The organism is Microcoleus sp. S36b_A4, assembly GCF_036700645.1.
GTDB lineage: Bacteria > Cyanobacteriota > Cyanobacteriia > Cyanobacteriales > Microcoleaceae > Microcoleus.
In genome coordinates, this window is record NZ_JAUBPI010000023.1 from 31,581 (window position 1) to 50,630 (window position 19,050).

General features: G+C 45.2%; 22 protein-coding genes. 13 read left to right on the forward strand and 9 right to left on the reverse strand.

Annotation, left to right across the window (positions count from 1 at the left end; translation table 11 throughout):
* Positions 1–340: 340 nt before the first annotated feature.
* Positions 341–1,156 carry an FkbM family methyltransferase gene (locus QUA03_RS09805; protein ID WP_333211657.1) on the reverse strand — a complete coding sequence of 272 codons (816 nt, stop codon included), beginning with the start codon at positions 1,154–1,156 and terminating at the stop codon, positions 341–343.
* A 210-nt stretch (positions 1,157–1,366) separates the two neighbouring features.
* A complete protein-coding gene (locus QUA03_RS09810) occupies positions 1,367–1,873 on the reverse strand; it encodes a hypothetical protein (RefSeq protein WP_333211658.1) in 507 nt (168 codons plus the stop codon).
* 137 nt (positions 1,874–2,010) lie between these two features.
* On the opposite strand from QUA03_RS09810, the gene QUA03_RS09815 reads away from it, so the two are divergent.
* The 7 genes from QUA03_RS09815 (at position 2,011) to QUA03_RS09845 (ending at position 8,771) form a co-directional block, all read left to right on the forward strand.
* Positions 2,011–2,253 carry a hypothetical protein gene (locus tag QUA03_RS09815; RefSeq protein WP_333211660.1) on the forward strand — a complete coding sequence of 81 codons (243 nt, stop codon included), beginning with the start codon at positions 2,011–2,013 and terminating at the stop codon, positions 2,251–2,253.
* A gap of 314 nt (positions 2,254–2,567) precedes the next feature.
* Positions 2,568–3,650, forward strand: a complete 1,083-nt coding sequence (locus tag QUA03_RS09820; protein WP_333211661.1) for an ATP-dependent 6-phosphofructokinase — start codon at positions 2,568–2,570, stop codon at positions 3,648–3,650.
* Positions 3,651–3,913: 263 nt separating this feature from the next.
* Positions 3,914–4,063, forward strand: coding sequence for a hypothetical protein (locus QUA03_RS09825; protein WP_333211663.1), 150 nt, complete (start codon positions 3,914–3,916; stop codon positions 4,061–4,063).
* Between the two features lie 4 nt (positions 4,064–4,067).
* Positions 4,068–4,490 carry a thioesterase family protein gene (locus tag QUA03_RS09830; RefSeq protein WP_333211665.1) on the forward strand — a complete coding sequence of 141 codons (423 nt, stop codon included), beginning with the start codon at positions 4,068–4,070 and terminating at the stop codon, positions 4,488–4,490.
* A 379-nt stretch (positions 4,491–4,869) separates the two neighbouring features.
* Positions 4,870–6,318, forward strand: a complete 1,449-nt coding sequence (locus QUA03_RS09835; RefSeq protein ID WP_333211666.1) for a slr1306 family protein — start codon at positions 4,870–4,872, stop codon at positions 6,316–6,318.
* Positions 6,319–6,473: 155 nt separating this feature from the next.
* A complete protein-coding gene (locus QUA03_RS09840) occupies positions 6,474–7,082 on the forward strand; it encodes a Uma2 family endonuclease (RefSeq protein ID WP_333211667.1) in 609 nt (202 codons plus the stop codon).
* Positions 7,083–7,280: 198 nt separating this feature from the next.
* Positions 7,281–8,771 (forward strand): DUF697 domain-containing protein, encoded by a 1,491-nt coding sequence (locus QUA03_RS09845; protein ID WP_333211669.1) that lies wholly within the window; start codon positions 7,281–7,283, stop codon positions 8,769–8,771.
* A 184-nt stretch (positions 8,772–8,955) separates the two neighbouring features.
* Here QUA03_RS09845 and QUA03_RS09850 read toward each other — a convergent pair whose 3' ends face one another.
* Positions 8,956–9,645 (reverse strand): hypothetical protein, encoded by a 690-nt coding sequence (locus tag QUA03_RS09850; protein ID WP_333211670.1) that lies wholly within the window; start codon positions 9,643–9,645, stop codon positions 8,956–8,958.
* Between the two features lie 135 nt (positions 9,646–9,780).
* Positions 9,781–10,623 carry a TlyA family RNA methyltransferase gene (locus QUA03_RS09855; protein ID WP_333211671.1) on the reverse strand — a complete coding sequence of 281 codons (843 nt, stop codon included), beginning with the start codon at positions 10,621–10,623 and terminating at the stop codon, positions 9,781–9,783.
* A gap of 222 nt (positions 10,624–10,845) precedes the next feature.
* On the opposite strand from QUA03_RS09855, the gene QUA03_RS09860 reads away from it, so the two are divergent.
* Positions 10,846–11,085 carry a hypothetical protein gene (locus QUA03_RS09860; protein ID WP_333211673.1) on the forward strand — a complete coding sequence of 80 codons (240 nt, stop codon included), beginning with the start codon at positions 10,846–10,848 and terminating at the stop codon, positions 11,083–11,085.
* A 253-nt stretch (positions 11,086–11,338) separates the two neighbouring features.
* On the opposite strand, the gene apcB is transcribed toward QUA03_RS09860, so the two are convergent.
* Positions 11,339–11,848 carry an allophycocyanin subunit beta gene (apcB, locus tag QUA03_RS09865; protein ID WP_293258696.1) on the reverse strand — a complete coding sequence of 170 codons (510 nt, stop codon included), beginning with the start codon at positions 11,846–11,848 and terminating at the stop codon, positions 11,339–11,341.
* 337 nt (positions 11,849–12,185) lie between these two features.
* Here apcB and glnA point away from each other — a divergent pair, with 337 nt between their 5' ends.
* Positions 12,186–13,607, forward strand: a complete 1,422-nt coding sequence (gene glnA / locus QUA03_RS09870) for a type I glutamate--ammonia ligase (protein ID WP_333211674.1) — start codon at positions 12,186–12,188, stop codon at positions 13,605–13,607.
* A gap of 109 nt (positions 13,608–13,716) precedes the next feature.
* Here glnA and QUA03_RS09875 read toward each other — a convergent pair whose 3' ends face one another.
* Complete coding sequence (locus tag QUA03_RS09875) at positions 13,717–14,196, reverse strand: hypothetical protein (RefSeq protein WP_333211676.1); 480 nt, start codon at positions 14,194–14,196, stop codon at positions 13,717–13,719.
* A 37-nt stretch (positions 14,197–14,233) separates the two neighbouring features.
* Here QUA03_RS09875 and QUA03_RS09880 point away from each other — a divergent pair, with 37 nt between their 5' ends.
* The 4 genes from QUA03_RS09880 (at position 14,234) to QUA03_RS09895 (ending at position 16,670) form a co-directional block, all read left to right on the forward strand.
* Complete coding sequence (locus QUA03_RS09880) at positions 14,234–14,560, forward strand: hypothetical protein (RefSeq protein WP_333084935.1); 327 nt, start codon at positions 14,234–14,236, stop codon at positions 14,558–14,560.
* Entirely contained in the window at positions 14,557–14,790 is a 234-nt protein-coding gene (locus QUA03_RS09885) for a hypothetical protein (RefSeq protein ID WP_333084936.1), read from the forward strand. Before QUA03_RS09880 ends, QUA03_RS09885 begins: the two co-directional genes overlap by 4 nt.
* Positions 14,791–15,093: 303 nt before the next feature.
* A complete protein-coding gene (locus QUA03_RS09890; RefSeq protein WP_333211677.1) occupies positions 15,094–15,990 on the forward strand; it encodes a ferritin-like domain-containing protein in 897 nt (298 codons plus the stop codon).
* A 176-nt stretch (positions 15,991–16,166) separates the two neighbouring features.
* On the forward strand, positions 16,167–16,670 hold the full coding sequence (locus tag QUA03_RS09895; RefSeq protein ID WP_333211678.1) for a YbjN domain-containing protein: 504 nt from the start codon (positions 16,167–16,169) through the stop codon (positions 16,668–16,670).
* Between the two features lie 98 nt (positions 16,671–16,768).
* Here QUA03_RS09895 and QUA03_RS09900 read toward each other — a convergent pair whose 3' ends face one another.
* The 3 genes from QUA03_RS09900 to QUA03_RS09910 form a co-directional block, all read right to left on the reverse strand.
* The gene (locus QUA03_RS09900) at positions 16,769–17,251 is read right to left on the reverse strand and encodes a hypothetical protein (protein WP_333211679.1); all 483 of its coding nucleotides are present in this window, start codon (positions 17,249–17,251) and stop codon (positions 16,769–16,771) included.
* Positions 17,248–18,372 (reverse strand): AAA family ATPase, encoded by a 1,125-nt coding sequence (locus QUA03_RS09905; RefSeq protein WP_333211681.1) that lies wholly within the window; start codon positions 18,370–18,372, stop codon positions 17,248–17,250. Before QUA03_RS09905 ends, QUA03_RS09900 begins: the two co-directional genes overlap by 4 nt.
* Positions 18,373–18,588: 216 nt before the next feature.
* The gene (locus QUA03_RS09910; RefSeq protein WP_190658220.1) at positions 18,589–19,047 is read right to left on the reverse strand and encodes a divergent PAP2 family protein; all 459 of its coding nucleotides are present in this window, start codon (positions 19,045–19,047) and stop codon (positions 18,589–18,591) included.
* Positions 19,048–19,050 lie beyond the last annotated feature (3 nt).

Consider the following 19,050-nt stretch of genomic DNA (forward strand, 5'->3'; position numbering starts at 1 on the left):
GGGCTGTTTCGGGACAACCACGGGGGATTGCCCCTATGGAAAACTAGGCCTTTGTAGGGGCGGTGCCAAGAGTGCCCGCCCTCACCCACAGATGATGTCATGGGCATTTCAGGCATCGGGGCAACCACGGGGGGTTTGCGCCTACAAGAAAATGCAACAGCCCTGCCGCATTAGGGCATTCCCACTTTCTGATATCCAATGAAAGCCAATTTACAACAGATTGCTAGCTTATAGACGACAATAGCCGCATTTAGAAAACCAGTTTTTTAGATGTTGAGGATTAATTAAATAAGCGTGCGAAGTGCGACCCGGATTGGGTATCAGATGGAAGCAACTTGAGTTAAATGATGACATAATCTTCGCCCACAACAGATTGAGTGACCTGTGGTTCCGGCTCTACTGGGTCGCTGTAATGAGTGTCAATGTGTTTGATGAAACTTTCCCGATAAGCTTTGAGATGCGAGTTAAGTGCTTCGAGATCCTGCTCTCCTGTCGCGAAACCCCTCTCTCTTCTGAAGTGACCGGATTCCTTAACAAAAGCCATGTCAACTTGCCACAAAGCTTTATCAATCGGGCGATATGCCAAATCAACAATATCGTAAGCTGCGAATCCTTGGGACTTCATAAAACTCATTACATCATACATCTGACCGAACAAAGTAACTTCTACAATTACATATTCAGTCTGCTGCAAAATCTCAGTGGCTCCCGCTAAAACATCTAATTCCTGTCCGTCTACATCGACTTTAATTAAATACGGGCCTGGCAAGTTTCTTTCCCTGCATATTCCATCGAGGGTAATTGCTGGTATGTTTCTCAAATAAGGATTGGTGCTGTCAGTAGCGAGATTTTCATAAAGTGAAGAATGCAACATAGAGGGACAGACGTTAAGCGTGAAAACTCCAGCTTCTTTGGTCGCTGCCGCAATAATGTATTCTGCACTTTTGAGCTTGCGGCAAATTTTGGCTAGATAAGGTTCATTTTCGGCGATGGGTTCAATTAGCAAATGTCGCGCATCGGGGAAAGTTTCGTAAAGGTTAAAAGTTCCCAAGGCGGCACCGACATCAATCACAGTTCTTGGTTGAAAACCTAATTTTTTAGCCAGCAGCAAGCTGCCTGACATGGAGTTTCTGAGAATTCCTGTTTGTTGGTTCACAATTTTTTTTCTACTTTTTTGAAGGTATAGAAACGAAATGTCAAATGTGTGGAAATTTGGGTTAGTTTTTCACTTTCAAATATTTCTCTATTCTCTACAGTTTTTTAGTAATAGGCTTTTGGGTCTGTTCCACAAAAGAATTGATTTGTAATGGAACAGGCCGAAAAGCTTCTGAGATTGTTGCTAAATGTGAGTCAAGCCAACTTACTACTATTTCGCGGATTTCTGCGCCTTGTTTTCCGGTTCAACAGATTGCAAAGCTTCGTCGAGAATTGCCCGTGCTTCTTCGGCTTTACTTCTAGCTTCTCGATAGCGGACGTTAGCTTGAGCAAAGTTTTTGAGAACCTTGAAACCATCTTTCAAACGACCAATTTCCTCGGCACTCACAGCCTCATCTGTAAACAAAATGTCGATCGCCGCCCGGATTTTGAGGGCTTCTTCGCGGGATTCCATGACTTTCAATTTGAGACTTGCCAAATTGCTCAAAATCTGGACTGCTTCTGTAATCGCGTCCTCGCCGTCAGACGCAGCATCTTCGATATCCTTAACTTCAACAAACTGCTTGGGCCCAAATCCCTCCACGAGTTCCGTAGGCAGTTTGCCCTCATCCATGAGATCCATCAGCCGATCCATCGCTTCTTCGCGGGCTTTGGCTGAATCTTTCCCTTTGACAGTTAAAATAATTTCGGGGCTTTGAGGAAGTGTATAGCGAACCATATTTTGACAGCCTGTGCGCGAAAACAATTGAATGATATTTTATCTTTATTCGATCGCCAGTTGCAGCTATCAATCCGCTCCATTACCAACCGCTTGCCAAAACTTGACACATATACACTCAAAAGGAACCCTCGACAATGAAAGATAAATTTCTTAACTTTCTCAACTTGATTTTAGTAGCTGATGTATTTTTCGTCTTTGCCATTTTTGGGTGGTTTGTGATCGCCGTAGCAGGTCGATCGACCGGGGTGAATCTCGGTTTTGATTTGTGGTACAGTCTCTGGCAGCCCGTATTTAATCCCGCCCTGGGAATTCTTATGGGTGGTGCTATTCTCAGCGGTATAATTAACCAAGTTTCTAAACGCCTCAATTCCAAGTAAAATTGATGTTTTGTTGGAGACGGCGATTGGCGATGCTACGCAAGTTAGCGATCGAACTTGTAGGGCGCGTCAGAGATGAGGCACTAAATTAGGTCGATGAAGCTTGAAAATACATAAGTAGTCAAAAACGAGTGAAACGCTCCCCGAAGGAGCGATGTCTTATGAAAGCAATCACAAAAGTTATCAGAGCTTTACATTCTGTTACAGAGTAAACTTGATTTTCGCCTACGTATTTACGTCGAAAATCACGATTGGACGATCGGCATCTAAAAATATCAACTCATATTCAGAGTAACAAAAGTCGGGCATTAATTATGGGAGAACAAAAATGTATCGGTATCCTCACTAGCGGGGGTGACTGTGCAGGCTTAAACGCAGTTATTCGAGCCGTTGTCCACCGCGCAACGGGAACTTACAATTGGAAAGTGATGGGGATTCGTCAAGCCACCAACGGATTGATGAGTCGTCCCCCGGAAGCAATTCCCTTGGATATTGAGAAAGTAGACTCGTGGCTCACCATTGGCGGTACGATGCTAGGCACGACAAATAAGGGCGACCCTTTTGCTTTCCCGATGCTGGATGGGACTATACGCGATCGTACTGAGGACATCATCGAAGGCTATCATCAACTAGGTCTGGATGCCTTAATTGGCATTGGTGGCGATGGCAGTCTTGCCATTCTCAGGAAGATTGCTCTACAAGGCAATTTGAATTTAGTTGCTATTCCTAAAACTATTGATAATGATGTCGGAATTACCGAGCGTTCCATCGGTTTTGATACTGCTGTCAATATTGCCACTGAAGCACTCGATCGATTGCATTTTACTGCTGCCAGTCACAGTCGGGTCATGATTGTTGAAGTCATGGGACGCGACGCTGGACATATTGCGATCAGTGCCGGAATTTCTGGGGGAGCTGATATAATTCTGATTCCCGAAATCCCTTACAAAATTTCTAATATCTGCGCCCAAATCCAAGAACGCCAAGACCGGGGGAAAAACTACTGTTTAATTATAGTAGCGGAGGCAGTTCGCACTGAAGAAGGCGAGTTAGTAATGCACACAAATCGCTTAAGTCAAAGTCGATTAGGCGGAATTGGTCAGTATTTAGCTGATACAATTTCTGAGTGCAGCGGTGCAGAAACTCGCGTCACTGTTTTGGGACATATTCAACGCGGAGGAACTCCTTCATCGCTAGAAAGATTAATTGCTTCTGCTTTTGGCGTCGCAGCAGTTGATTTAATTGCCGAAGAGAAATACGACTGCATGGTATCTTGGCAAAAGCGGGAAGTTGTGAGCGTTCCTCTGGAAGATGCGATCGCCAAATACAGACCTGTAGACTTCGATGGTACTCTGGTTAAAACGGCCCGCGGTTTAGGGATTTGTCTGGGAGATTAAACAATTAGCCCTCCGATTTCTCAAAGATTGAGTCCGGGACGCACTCAGAACCAAGAAACCGGGTTTTTCAACCGAGACGGAGGGTTTTAAGCCAGTGTATTGTCGTAAAAAAACCAAGGTGATGACCAAGAATTTCAAAGGTGGTATCCGCCACGTGATTTATCCGTGGAATCAATCCAAAATCGAAAATCGAAAATCCTCCAGCCCCCGCTTTTATCTCGCGCAAGTCAATCGAAAATCTAAAATCTAAAATCTAAAATCGATTGACCGTCTGTACTTCCAGGACTAAGATTAACCTGGAAGCAGTGACGTTTCAACTATTTAGTGTAACGTGCAATCAGTTTCGAGCGAGTATCCACCCAGAGTGCGATCGCACTCGGAACTACAAAATACCGCAACAAGTGGAAAGGTGAGAAATTGACACCATTTACTACGGAAATTAGAGTGCGACATTATGAAATGGATGCTCTCGGTCACGTAAATAATGCTGTTTACCAGCATTATTTAGAACACGCTGCGATCGAACATTTAGAACATTTGGGATTTACTCTCGATCGCTACCGGGAACTGGGCGGCGTCTTTGTAATGCGGCGGATAGAGATTGACTATTTGCGATCGGCCGCCGCAGGCGATCGATTGGAGATATCCACTTGGATCGAACAAATGCGCGGCCCGCGCGCTGTCCGCCGCTACGAAATTCGCTTAGCTGGAAGTGACGAAATCTTGTTAAAAGCCGAGGCGCTTTGGGTTTGGGTTGAAGTTACCACCATGCGCCCGCGAGCAATTCCCAAACAAATAATTGATATTTTTCAACCGCAGTTTCAAGAATTACCAAAATAAAAGAAAAATAAACTATTCTGTTTGCAACATCCTGTAAAAATTTAGTGTTTGTAGTGAAGATTTAAGCCCTCTATTAATCATATCTTGCACCAGTGTTAATAAGCCTTTCACGGGCGGGTTCTCCGGTAAACCACACAAGAAAATTTACTCTTTGTGGACCAGGCATCTTGCCTGTTCTTGAGAATGGTGCAAGATGTGAGATATTCCCCATTTGTAGAAGTGCAAAAAGTTGATTGTGGCCGGGGCCGCAAATCCCGATGGCAAAAAGTCGGATCGCCCGCCTGCCAGTTTGGATGTCACAGAGGTACGATGGAATATAGGGAGGGAGGCCAAGCCGGCGAAGGTTAAGCTTGGTGACAATACCCACAGGAAGGAAAAAATGACACTTAACTTGCGGCGACCGATTTTAATAGGCGGAATAGGACTTTCAGCAGCGCTGTGGCTGCTGGAAACTCTACAGCATTCGGGTTCAGAAATGGGCGAAACGGCACTCATCGGCTTGGCTGCTGCCGGTGCGGGGTATTGGTGGTGGAAACAACAATCCCCCAAACTCGAACTCGCACTCCCGCAACCCCTGGCGAACCGGGAAGCAGCCGAAAAAGCGATCGCGGCTTCCGAAGCGGCAATTAAATTGCTAGCCTCAGAAGCTCAAAACTCCGCCGATCCTGCCAATCTAACAGCAAAGCTCGATCGGCTCAGAGCCGAATTAGATAGACAAGATTTACGGATTACCGTAACAGGCGGCAAAGCTGTCGGCAAAACTGCCTTAATTCAAGTTTTAAATTCTAATTGGGTCTCTCAACACTCGCAAAAGCTTAGTTTACAAGAAACAGCAGCGCTGTTTGCTAATACAAATGCCGATGCCAAAATCAACGGTGATTTAGTGCTGTTTGTAACAGCGGGCGACATCACAGATTCCGAATTTAAAACATTATCTCAGTTAGCGTCCGCAGGTCAGCGCGTGTTGCTAATCTGGAACAAACTAGACCAATATTTGCCAGAACAGCAGTCGCAGGTTTTGAACTCTTTGCAGCAGAAAATGCAAGGAATATTGGGGACAGAAGAGATAATTGCGATCGCAGCTTCTCCCAATTCTATTAAAGTGCGCCAGCACCAAGCGGACGGCACATTTAAAGAACGGATCGAAAATCAAGTCTCTCAACTCGACGCGCTGACGGAAAGATTGACTAAAATCTTAACTGAAGAGCGGCAACAGTTGGTCTGGGCGAGTGCAGTGCGCGAGGCTGCAAGTATCAAGCTAGAGGCAAAAACCTTATTAAATGCAGTCAGGCGCGATCGGGCAATTCCCATTATCGAACAATATCAGTACATCGCCGCCGCCGCCGTCTTTACTAACCCGGTTCCAGCTTTAGACTTGCTAGCAACAACCGCCATCAGTACCCAACTCGTAATTGACCTCGGCGCTATCTACCAGCAACAGTTTTCCTTAGACCAAGCTAAGACAGTAGCGGGTACTTTAGCTAATCAAATGTTTAAATTGGGATTAGTAGAACTGTCTACCCAAACTATTACTGGACTGCTGAAAAGCAATGCCGTCACCTATGTAGCAGGAGGCGCTGTGCAGGGAATTAGTGCAGCATATTTTACCAGAATAGCAGGACTGAGTTTAATTGAATATTTCCAAAGTCAAGAACTGGAAAATGCTCCCAAAGGCATTTTCAATCTCGACCAGTTGACTAAAACTTTGCAAGCAGTATTTACGCAAAATCAGCAAGTTTCCTTCTTGCAATCTTTCGTCAACCAAGTGGCGAGTCGCCTTTCATCTCAGGTATCTGGGCCCGAAACCGTTAAGTCGGCGGCCAATTAAGTAAAATAAAGGAACCGGCAAGATGCCTGTTCCACAAGACAGTTTTTCTGTTGTGGAACAGGCATCTTGCTTGTTCCACGGCAGAACCAGGCAACCAGTTAATATTTTCCTTCTTCCTTCTGCCTTCTGTTATACAATTAAATAAACTTTGCACGATGATACAAACTCAACCCAAAATACTAACCTTTGAAGAATTTCTAGAAGACAAAGCCGAGAACAGATGCTACGAACTTCACGACGGGGTAATGGTTGAAATGCAGCCAACAGGAGAACACGAAGATATCACAGCATACCTTGTTCAAGAATTTACGCTGCTCTACACCCAACTGCAACTTCCATACCGCATTCCCTCGAAAGCGCTAGTTAAGCCCCCAGCTAAAGATACAGGATATATTCCTGATGTTTTGCTATTAAACCGTCAGGCTTTAGCGTCGGAACCCTTATGGTTGAAGTCAGCAACAATCACCCAAGGAACATCTATCCCGCTACTTGTTGAAGTTGTTAGTACCAACTGGCGCGACGATTATCTCAAAAAGTTGGCAGATTACGAAATGATGGGCATCCTCGAATATTGGATTGCGGATTATGCTGCATTCGGCGGAATACGTCATATTGGCGACCCCAAAGAACCGACGCTTTCGGTTTGTCAGCTCGTGGACGGAGAGTATAGGATTAGACAGTTCAGAGGGAGCGATCGCATTATTTCACCTACATTTCCCAATATGGAGCTGAACGTCGATCAAATTTTCCGAGGCGGCGCCTAGTGTTAGGGAAAAGAACAGGCAAGATACCTGTCCCACAAAAATTTTTTGTTATTGTGGAACGGGCGGGATATCCCGTTCAATATTTTTTGGAAAACTCACAACAAAAAAATTATAAATTTATGAAAAATTGTATTAAAATAAGAAATAGGATTTATAATTCGACGATCAATTATACCTGCTTAACAAAGCCGATCGCCAATGGCTGACAATTCCCTTCAAGAAAATCGATTATCTCTTGCCCGTGCCAGTTTGCGCGAAGCCCTGGCGCGCTATTCCCACCTGCGCCAAGGGAAAAAAAACTCGAATAATACAGAATTAGAAGCGGCGCTGCAATATCAGTTAGATATTTTAACTTCCACCTCAGAAAAACTAGACCACAACATAATCCGCATTGCTACTTTCGGCTTAGTCAGCCGTGGCAAGTCAGCCGTATTAAACGCGCTTTTAGGTCATAAAATTCTGCAAACAGGCCCTCTCAACGGCGTAACTCAGTGGCCGCGTTCCGTGCGCTGGAGTGTGCCTTTATCATTCCTTGACAGCGAGGAATCTCCCCAACCCCCCCTGGCCAAGGGGGGGAAAGGAGGCGTGCAAGTAGAATTAATCGATACTCCGGGACTTGATGAAGTTGGTGGCGAAGTGCGCGGCGAAATGGCGAAACAAGTAACTCGTCAAGCTGACTTAATTCTCTTTGTCGTTGCAGGCGATATCACCCGAACTGAATATCAAGCGCTGTGCGAATTGCAAACAGCTCAAAAACCGGTGATTTTAGTTTTTAATAAAATTGACCTGTATCCAGAATTAGACAGAAAAGCTATTTACCAAAGTTTGCAAGCGCTGGGAAATTCTGAAGAGTTAGCAGCCACTGCGGTAACAGAGGAAACAGATAGCGAAAATTTGTCCGATCGCCCAAACAACCCATCTGATAAATCTACTGCCAAATCACCCGCTAAAACTTCCAAATCATTAGAAATAGTCATGGTAGCCGCCGAACCAGCACCGGTGCAAGTGCGGGTGGAATGGTCAGACGGAAGAGTCACTCACGAATGGGAGTCGCCGCCGGCGCAGATAGACGAACTCAAACATAAAATTCTCACAATTCTTAACAGAGAAGGTCGATCGCTCCTGGCTCTAAATGCTTTAGTTGAAGCTAGAGATGCCGAAGCAAACATTGCCCGTCACGTTCTCAAATTGCGACAAACAGAAGCCGAAGATTTAATCTGGCAATTTGCAAAATATAAAGCTTTGGCTGTCGGTTTAAATCCAGTGGCATTCTTGGATGTAATGGGAGCAAGTGTCGCAGATTTAGCCTTAATTCGCTCTTTATCCAGACTTTACGGCTTACCCATGACTGGTTACGAAGCGGGAAAACTTTGGCAGACCATTTTCTCCAGTGCTGGCGGCGTACTTTTGGGAGAATTAGGTAGCAGTTTTCTCTTGGGATTTGGCAAAAGTGCAGCCGCAGCGGCCCCGCACATCGGCTTTTCTACTTTTGCCGGAGTCGCTGTCACTCAAGCTAGTTTAGCAGCTTACGGAACCTATGCTGTCGGTCGTGCCGCCCAAGTTTATTTAGAAAAAGGCTGCACCTGGGGCCCCTTGGGGCAAGATACGGTAATTCAAGAAATTCTCGCCACCATCGAGCGTAATACAATTATCGATCGCTTGCAGCAAGAGTTTAAAATTGGCACTTAAAAATTGCCCTAGTAGTTGATTATGGTGCGTCAGGAGATGGTTATTTGTGATAATCGAAGAGCTAGGATCTGACGCACCCTACTAATTTTATTAGTCTACCCTTTTCAAAAAAGAATACAAATGTAGGTAAGCTCCAAAGCACGATAGCCCTCAGTGATTCCCACTTCTTTAATCGAAAATCGTATTACCGTCTCGCTATTCTCACACCTTCCCTAAAATGAGCGATCGTCGCAATTACCGCTATAGAAAAGTAAAATATTCTAATCAGCCAAAAACAAACCCGCATTGACCAAGTAACAATAGTCGGAGCAATACCTGTGAACTGTACAAATCTGGAATTAACTTTTTTTTCAAAGCTGTCAAGATCTTTCATCTCCGATTGTTTCGCCGGAATAACGGGAAACTGACCAGTATATACGTAATAACCGATAAAACCAGGCAATCCAACTTTTCTATTCAAAAATGAGTTAGTTAAGATTGCAGTTTGCGAAGGCGATAATTTATCCGATTCTTCCACTTTGTCCAGCCAAGAATTATATCGAATGGCTGGCGTAATCATGAAAACTAAGGGAACTATAACTATCAACACAGCAGCACTAATTTTGCGACCGTATTGAGGGTGTAAAAGCCTTGTCGCCACACCCACTCCCATACCGATAAATGCAAATATCAATATATTTAACAGTTCAATAATTTCGATCCCCCTCAACAAATCACCGATAATCAGAATTGTATATAATAATTTGTCAGCTAGTAGCAGAGCTGCCCACTTGATCAGCATTGAAACGCCTATAATAGTAGCTACAATCGCCACATACCCGATGGCACCTAGAACATACAGGAAAATGGAACCGGCTTGTTTGAATGATTGCATGGAATTATTCACTCTTGTGAAAGTTTAGGAGTCTGATTGACAAAATTTTTGAAAATTTAGAGCAATCTGGAGTTCCAAATTTGTTTTTTTAAATTGATTAGTTTGACATCTTGAAATCAAGCTAAAATCTACAATCTACAATCGATCGACAAGTTCCCGCGCGGCCGCTTTCGTGACTTGTGCGATCCGTTCTTTCACAACATCCTCTTCGATCGCCCTCGGCTCTGATTCTGGTTCGCGATCGATCCCCAACCATAAAAGATACTCGATATTACCGGCCGGGCCAAGTAAAGGCGACCACGTTAAGCCGCGTTGCTGCCATCCTAAAGCTGTGGCTGCCTTCCACACTTGAAAAATCGCATCAGCTTGAGTTGCTGAGTCTCGCACTACGCCTTTTTTCCCGACTCTCTCGCGCCCTACCTCAAACTGCGGCTTTACCAGCAACACGGCTTCTCGCGGTGGTGCCAACAATTCCCACAGCGCGGGTAAAATCTTATCCAGGGAAATAAACGACACATCTACTACCGCCAAATCTGCTGGCCCAGAGTCGCCGTAAAGCTGAGTAGCAGTCATGTACCGCAAATTGGTGCGTTCTTTCAAAATTACCCTCGGATCGTTACGCAAGCCCCAATCTGCTTGACCGTAGCCAACATCTACGCCGTAGACTAGGGCGGCGCCGGCTTGCAGCAAACAGTCGGTAAAACCGCCTGTGGAAATGCCCCCGTCGAGACAAATTCTGCCTGCAACGGGAATTGCAAAAACTTCTAAAGCTTTGGCTAATTTGTCGCCGCCTCTGGAAACATAGCGCGATCGCTCTTTAATCTGAATTTTTGCTGCAATGTCAACCTCAGTACCAGGTTTGTCAACTACCTGCTGGTTGATAGAGACTTTCCCAGTCCGAATCAATGCCTGAGCTTGCTGTCTGGAACTGCACAAATCTAGGCTGACCAATAAAGTGTCTAGTCGCTGTTTAGCCAAGGTTTTTAATCTGTACGGATAGGGTTAAGAACAGTACCAGATTAGCACTTACGCACAAGCCCCACTGCTAATTTTTGACGATTATTTTGGTTTTGCGATTGTCGCGAGGCGATCGCCCCCAGCTTACATGATGTGATTGAGATCGCTCTGAGTGTGTAGTTTTATCACAGATAAACATTCATAGAATCACACAATAATTTTTGTTACTAGCGGATGATTTATATGCAGCTAAAAGCGCTACAAATACCATCAGGGCGATCGACAATGAAAACAATTAACTTTCCTATCAGAAATCCCGGCACTTGTCAAGAAAATCCCCTCGCCTTCGTCAGCGGTGACATCATCCACATTCTTTACCCCAATGGCGAAGTAGAAGCAACAACCGTCGCACAAATCGATCTGCGCCAAACTAAAAATCCCCTGGACAAATGCCTCGTCTGGGGATGTGTTGACGATTTTTAGCACCAGTTTCAAACAAGAATGCAATTGTAGGGAAGCTCCAAACCCTTAATTCATAAGTCATTCCCAATTATTTAAATTTTTAATCTATTATTTTTAATCTATTATTTTTAATCTGAAATCTTTAATCTAGAATTGTATAACCCATAAAAAAAGATCGCTTGGAGGCGGTGAAGCCAAAAAAAGCGATCGATCCAACTGCTGCTAACTGCCAGCCACAAGTGCAATTTACTGCTAAAAGAATTAGCAAATTGACTTAAATATCTTGTTCGCTCAATTCGCGAATCATGTAATCAAAAGGCTGATCCAAAAAAGGCCCTACAGACAAGCCAGCAGCTTCCACCTGAGCCTTAACCATTTCCTTCATAATGCTAATCCCCATCACCGTCGGGCCAATAGGAACGCTTAGAGAATTGTAAGTTTCTCGCAAACCTTGCAGCACGCGCTCGTCGAGCACGTCGGTACTTCCAGCCACCAGGGCGTAAGTAGCATAGCGCAAGTAGTAGTCCATATCCCGCAGACAAGCCGCATAGCGACGAGTCGTGTAGGCATTTCCACCGGGACGGATCAGTTCGGGCTGTTCAGCGAATAGCTGGATACCAGCTTGCTTAACAATTGCCGCAGCATTGCTGTTAATCGCAGCCGCCGCCTGTACCCGTGCCGTGCCCGTTGCAAAATAAGATTTCAACCGATCGATACCATCTCGGTCTAAATACCTACCAGCAACATCATAATTTTCAATCAGGCTCGTCACTGCATCGCGCATAAGTTTCTCTCCCAAAAATCTTTATCAATACTTTGCTATCTGAGACAGACCGCCTATTGTAGACTACTACAAATCGGCGTTTGATTAAGATTTGAGATAGGATTTTCACGAAGGGTAGTCTATCCGTGGCAAACTGTCGTAAAATTCAGCCGTTTGCCTTGTATCTTCAGCCGAAAAATCCACAGGGCAAGAATTTCAAACTGCCCGGCCGCACTGGCCCCCTATTTCAGAATTTTGTAGCCCTAGATACAAAATAGTGGATACTGAAGGCCTACGATCGCCCAAACAGTCTGAAATCGGCCGATCGCCAAGAAACAACCAATATCAGGAGTAAGTCATGTTCCAGACACCCCAAGAAGCCTTAAACTACATAAAAGAAAATAAGATCCAGATCGTTGACCTCAAATTCATCGATATGCCGGGGATCTGGCAACACCTTTCCCTGTACCACGACCAAATCGACGAAACTGCATTCACAGACGGCGTACCCTTCGACGGTTCCAGCATTCGGGGCTGGAAAGCCATCAACGAATCAGACATGACGATGGTCATCGATCCGACCACCGCTTGGATGGACCCGTTCATGGCAGAACCGACCATCAGCTTCATTTGCAGCATCAAAGAACCTCGCACCGGCGAACCGTACAGTCGCTGTCCCCGCACCATTGCCCAAAAAGCCATAGACTACTTGCTTACGACCGGTATCGGCGATACAGCATTCTTTGGCCCGGAAGCAGAATTCTTTATTTTTGACGACGTTCGCTTCGACCAAACCCAAAATTCCGGGTACTATTACGTAGATTCGATCGAAGGTCGCTGGAATTCCGGCAAAGAAGAAGCAGGCGGCAACCTCGGCTACAAACCGCGTTACAAAGAAGGTTATTTCCCAGTAGCACCAACCGATACCTCTCAAGACATGAGAACGGAAATGCTGCTGACAATGGCAAAATGCGGCGTACCCATCGAAAAGCACCACCACGAAGTCGCCACCGGCGGTCAATGCGAACTCGGTTTCCGCTTTGCCACTTTAGTACAAGCAGCCGACTACTTGCTGACTTACAAATACGTAATCAAAAACGTCGGCAAAAAATACGGCAAAACCATCACCTTCATGCCCAAACCGCTATTTAACGATAACGGTTCCGGGATGCACGTTCACCAGTCGATTTGGAAAGACGGTCAACCTCTATTTGCAGGCGATCAATATGCTGGTTTCAGTCAAATGGGACTGCATTACATTGGCGGCATTCTCAAGCACGCACCGGCACTTTTGGCACTCACCAATCCCACCACCAATTCCTACAAGCGCTTAGTTCCTGGTTTTGAAGCGCCTGTAAACTTAGCTTACTCTCAAGGAAATCGATCGGCATCCGTGCGGATTCCGTTGTCGGGAACCAACCCCAAAGCCAAGCGGTTAGAATTCCGCTGTCCCGATGCTACATCCAACCCCTATTTAGCATTTGCAGCCATGCTGTGCGCCGGCATAGACGGCATCAAGAATCAAATCGATCCGGGCGAACCTTTGGACGTGGATATCTACGACCTTTCCCCTGAAGAATTGAGCAAAATTCCTTCGACTCCCGGTTCCTTGGAAGGCGCTTTAGAAGCTTTAGAAAAAGACCACAGTTTCTTAACTGAAACAGGCGTATTTACCGAAGACTTCATCCAAACCTGGATTTCCTACAAACTCGACAATGAAGTCAACCCGATGCGGCTGCGTCCTCACCCCTACGAGTTTGCTCTCTACTACGACTGTTAGAAAATTAAACATTAAAAATTAAAAGTTAAAACTGGTAATTATACCATTTTTAACCTGTGATTTTTAATTAATAAGAACGCCGCCCTTAAAAGCGGCGTTTTTTTGAAGTTTAGAACTTCTGGATCAACGCCCAGACTCTCCCGTTACCCGACACTATCTGGGCAACGCTGTTAGTAGTAGGGCCCATTGTAGCCTCAGAGACATCCTCTACAGCCCATTTATTTGCTTTCTCATCAACAATAAACAAATCGTCAGCGGTAGTGCCTTCCTGAACCCGATATATCTTATTCAAAATGAAACGTTGTCGCGCCTCAGCTTTTGGTATGCCCGTAACTTCATCAGGATCGATAGAGAGGGCACTGCCTTCTTTTAATGTACCTTTCGAGTTGCTTAAATTGCGATCGTCCCTTTGAGCAACCCGCACGCCGTGAAGCTGCAAACCAGGCTCAATCTCAGAGATATTTGAGATAGCAGCTACGGCCCCACTTTTTCCCAAACCGAGAACCGCTGCACTAACAGTCAAAATTAGCAAAAACTTGAAAGGATTCACTGTATTTATGCTCCTTCTTTTGTGAGATTCTGCACTCATTCTAAATTAGCAATTAGCAATTAACAATGACCAAACGATGTCCGATATTTTTGTGATGATCCGCAATCAGAGTAACGTCGCCATGACTTCAGTTGACGGCATTGCGTTTGTCACTTTACTGACTCAAGAAGGACGAGTGCTGGCCGAGGAGACAGTTGACCTGTTTGAAGCTGATGTGAATTTTGATAACCTGAAGCCGGGAAAATATACTGTAGTTGTCAGGCACGAAGGCGTTGAACCTCGATCGGCAACTTGTAGTGTTACAATCACCGATGAAGATAAAGTAATCATGCTGACATTTGTTTACCTGGAGCTAGAACGGGTGCTGCTCCGCATTCAAACTTCAACCGAAGAAAGACTATGACCGTGAAAGTTACTCCGCCAAATTCAATTAAAATGTTTCGTTATCGAGTACATTTCTTGGCCAAAGACCTCTGGAGGGAAAAAAACCCGGTTTGTCGGATGAATCTGGCTTTACAGTTAGCCGATGTGGCGACAACTTTGGCTAGGTTAGAAGTAGAAGAGGCGCGAAAATTTCAACAAGAGTCTGCTAGTGTTGAGGCTTCAGACTCGACGGAACCTGAAGAGTTTTGAGTGCGTGAGATTGCTTTCTGCGATCCGCGCCACCCTTGCGTGATAGCAGTTTAAAAAAATAATCTAACTGTATAAAAGCTCCCAACCCTGATAGTCATCAGTCATTTTTAATCTAAAATCTAACATCTAAAATGGTAGGGCTCGCAACACCAAATTATTTTCGTTGGTTGGGCTAGTAAAAAAATTGTCTGTATAAAATTGAATCTCCGTGCTAAACAATAACTTTCTGCCTTGGGAGGTAATTGGTTGTCGAAAAAAGTGCGTTACACTTATATAAGTATCTTTACAAAACAACATAAAAGCATGACTGTTGCCTATCCCCGCAAGCTTCGCAACGCTATGGGAGCGCGCGAAATTTTAGCTAATGTAGTGCGCGATCGCGAAATTCACCTGATCACCCTCAACCGCTACCGCTACAGCGAACAGCGCAGTTGCAAAGACCTCACCGACGTGATCGAACGGCTAGACGGGGAACCTGCCGAACTCGTGCGCGACCTCTCCCGGCATATTTCCGACGAAGCGCGACACGCGATGTGGCTCACCGACTTGCTGGTAGACCTCGGCCAAAATGTGGGAACGCCGCCGGGAATCTCCTACATTGACGAATTTGACCGCCTGCTGAACAAAGAGCAATACCGCAACCTCGATGACGGTATAATTGCAGTTTTAGCCGCAATCAATGTCACCGAAAAGCGCGGCTGCGAATACTTCTCAGCGCACATCCACGCCCTCAAACAGGCTCCCCAAACCGCAGAAAACGTCAAAATCCGCGAAACCATCGAAAAGATTTTTCCAGAAGAAGCTGGTCACGTCCGCTGGGGAAACCGCTGGCTGGGGTCCATAGCTGCCAAAAGCCCGGAACACCGCCAGAAGGTGGAACAGGCAAAGCGCAAGTATGTCGCGATCGAACAAGCAGCTTTTGAATCGGGAATGGATATCATGCTGGGGGCAGAACTCCGCCGCGTCACCCGCCTGGTAGACATTGCCAACACCATGCCGATGTGGGAACGCCCGCAATACCTGATGGAACGCTTGCCCGCAAGCCTGCTGGCCCCCGACCTACAAATGACCAGAGTCGATGTAGCTCAGCGCGCCTGGAACCGCGACCCGCAGGCATTTATGGAGAAATTGGTGCCCATGTTCCTCAACGGCTTGAATACCATTGAGAAGAAGCCGGCGGCGGCTAAGCCCAAGGCTTAAATACGATCGCGAACCTGGTTGAAACCGCTCTGCAAGTCAAACTTGCGTCTGCCTCCGAAAACAAGCGATATCTACTGGTTCCCAGGCATAGCCTCGGAACCAGTTATTTAAAGTCATAATTTTAAGCTTTAGCAAGTAAACTAATTATTGGAATAGTTTTCCATCTAAATATAATTATGACTACCAGCGAGCCGAACATACAAACAGCTTCCGCAGAAAGCCTATCGAGTGAAAGCGCGATCGCCTCTGAGCAGGTCGAAAAAGCCACAGCCGTCACCTATGCAGAAGAAATTGAAACTGTCATCGCCAGCATGGCTGTAGACCAAAAAGTGATGGTCGGTCAAAATGAAGCTGGCGGACATCTTTGGAAGTTTAAGTACGGCAGTGTTGAAGTGTTCGTGCAACTCACCGGCGAAACCGAAGAGGATACTTTGACTGTTTGGGCTTTTGTACTGCAGTTGCCAGCGAAGAATGAAGCTCAATTAATGCGGAAACTTCTAGAAATGAATTGGCTGTCTACTTTGGAATCTCATTTTGCCATTGTTGACAATCAAGTTGCGGTAATATCGACTCGAACCATCGCCGAAATCTCGGCAGGGGAAATTTCTCGGGTTATTACTATTGTCGCCACGATCGCCGATGATAATGACGATATTCTGCAAGCAGAATTCGGTCAGTAGTCATTAGGGTGCGCGACTTTTGAGCGAGCTACACTCAGCTAAATTATTGGCCGTCGCGCACCTGACATTTAAGTAGCGTGCGCGAGCTTTTGGTCTATTTATTTAAAGAGCAATGGTTTTACAAATGAAGCCATACGATCTAATTCTCCTTTGTTGTGTTTGAGAAGATTATGTCCCCATAACTCATTTGTGTTGTCAGAACAATCTTTTGCCAGAGCTTCTCCAATCTCCTCAAAAGTCTTTTTGATGTCTGTCCTTAGATTCTCTGGTTCAGATAGCACTCCCAGCACGAATACTCTTGCTTTTAGATCATCGGGAATATTACTTTCTACATAACTCAACCGATTTTCATTATCATCGAAATCAATGAGCAAAACCATCATTCTTTGTGGTAATTGTCGCATTTCAGACGCATACTTCTTCGTGAATTCCTCCACAGTTTTTTTCCAACCACCAGGAAGTGGCAGGACTTTAACAGCACGGTTATTAAGGTTTGGCGCAAGAAGAAATCCGTTGGCAATCTGGCGATTAGCATCATCTTCGGCCAACACATGAATGTGCGGTTTATACTTATTACTCATAGCTCTATGTCGCCACCAATCAAGGCATTTATCAGGTCGCCTTTAACAGACATCTCACTCAGCGGTCTGACTAAAGTTGGCTCTAAGTGGCTTTTGCGATCTAATACAAAGGTATTTTCATTTGAAAACTTGCGGATTGCTTCAGGATTATGCGATGTCACTAAGATTTGACCGCTATTTTTAAATGAGCGTCGCAGAGACATTACAAAATGTCCAACCTCCGATAAGGATAGATAGTTATCTGGCTCGTCCCAGAAGCAAAAAAGGGGACCATAAAATTTGTTTGCAGCCAAGACAACAGCGCAAAGAAAAAAGCATTTCTCCCCGTCAGATAAGTCATTAAATTCAATACTCAGATTGGCATTATTTGCTTCAAACCGAACAATCATGCTTTTCGAGTCTTTGCCGATTAGTTCATTCAGAAAATCCTGAATGTCAGGCATGACTTCTCGGAGATATTTATCAACCTGTGTGTAGGCGGCAGGATAGCGACTAAGTAACCCAGAAACCCACTCCCCAAAGTTTGAACCATCTCGCTTTGGCTCCAAAGTTTCACCGTTTGAGTCTCCAGTCATCAAGCTGGGAATCGGGGCTAAAATGATCATGCGAGCAAGCCAAGTTTTGAAAATATGAAGCGGATCAGCCTCAGATTGCTCCTGAATTACTGGCAGGGCAACAAGATGCCAATCAACCCGAAACTGAGCTTCACGATTTTGGGAGCTGGTGTGAAGAGTGACTTGGGCTTCTTTTCGAGAGTAAATTGGATCTCCTGCAACGAGCAGTTGCTCTTCAAAAACTCGAAGCTCTCTAAATTTTTCTGGTAAATCTAAGGCAAGGACATATTTGTATAATTTATCTTCGAGTAATACTTCTATTTCAAACCGGATCGGAACATCAGACCTTCCACGAGCGAAATCTTTCGAGCTAATAAGGTTAAGTTTTTCAAGGTCGCGCATTCTATTGATGCCTCGACAAATCTTCTGAAGAACTTCTAATGCAGAGGCAGTAGTTGATTTACCTGCACCATTTTTTCCAATCAAGAGAGCAGATGGCATTCCCTTTATGGGCAGTTCAAAGTTTTCTAGGCATCTGAAGTTGTGTACATATAGTCTTTGCAGCATAGCAAAACAATTCCAAGGAGTGGGAAGTGAAAAAACTTTTTGAACTTTTGGAAGTGCTTAATTAGGGGATAGGCATTGCCATAAACTTCCAAAAAGTTCGGGTGCTTTTCTGAGCTAGAGAGGGATGAGTTGCCGAACAATTAATCCCCGCCGCCAACTTTTACCTCCTACTCGTCAAAAAACACCACTGCCCCAAATTTACTCCGTACTTAAAACTTAATATGCAGGCCCTGCAATCCAAGCAATCGTGATTCCCAGCCCCAAACCTACAAGCACTTGAAAAGGAGTGTGTCCCAGCAACTCTTTCAGGCGAGCCTCATTAAGGTTGTGATCTTCCTCAAAAAACTCGTCAATAATTTGGTTGAGGATGCGAGCTTGCTTGCCTGCAGCTTGGCGAACGCCTGCTGCGTCGTACATCACAATAATTGCAAAGATCGCAGCGATCGCAAAGTCCGGACTTTCCCATCCCATCGTTTGTCCCACTCCAGCAGCCAAAGCGCCCACAAAAGACGAGTGAGCGCTGGGCATTCCCCCCGTTGTTACCAAATACTGAAGATTAAACTTGCGATTTTTGACCAACTCGATCGGCAACTTCATGATCTGAGCCGCCAGACAAGCGAGCAAAGCAACCACGAGTACATGATTGTTGAATATGCCGCTGCAAATTTCCTGCATAGT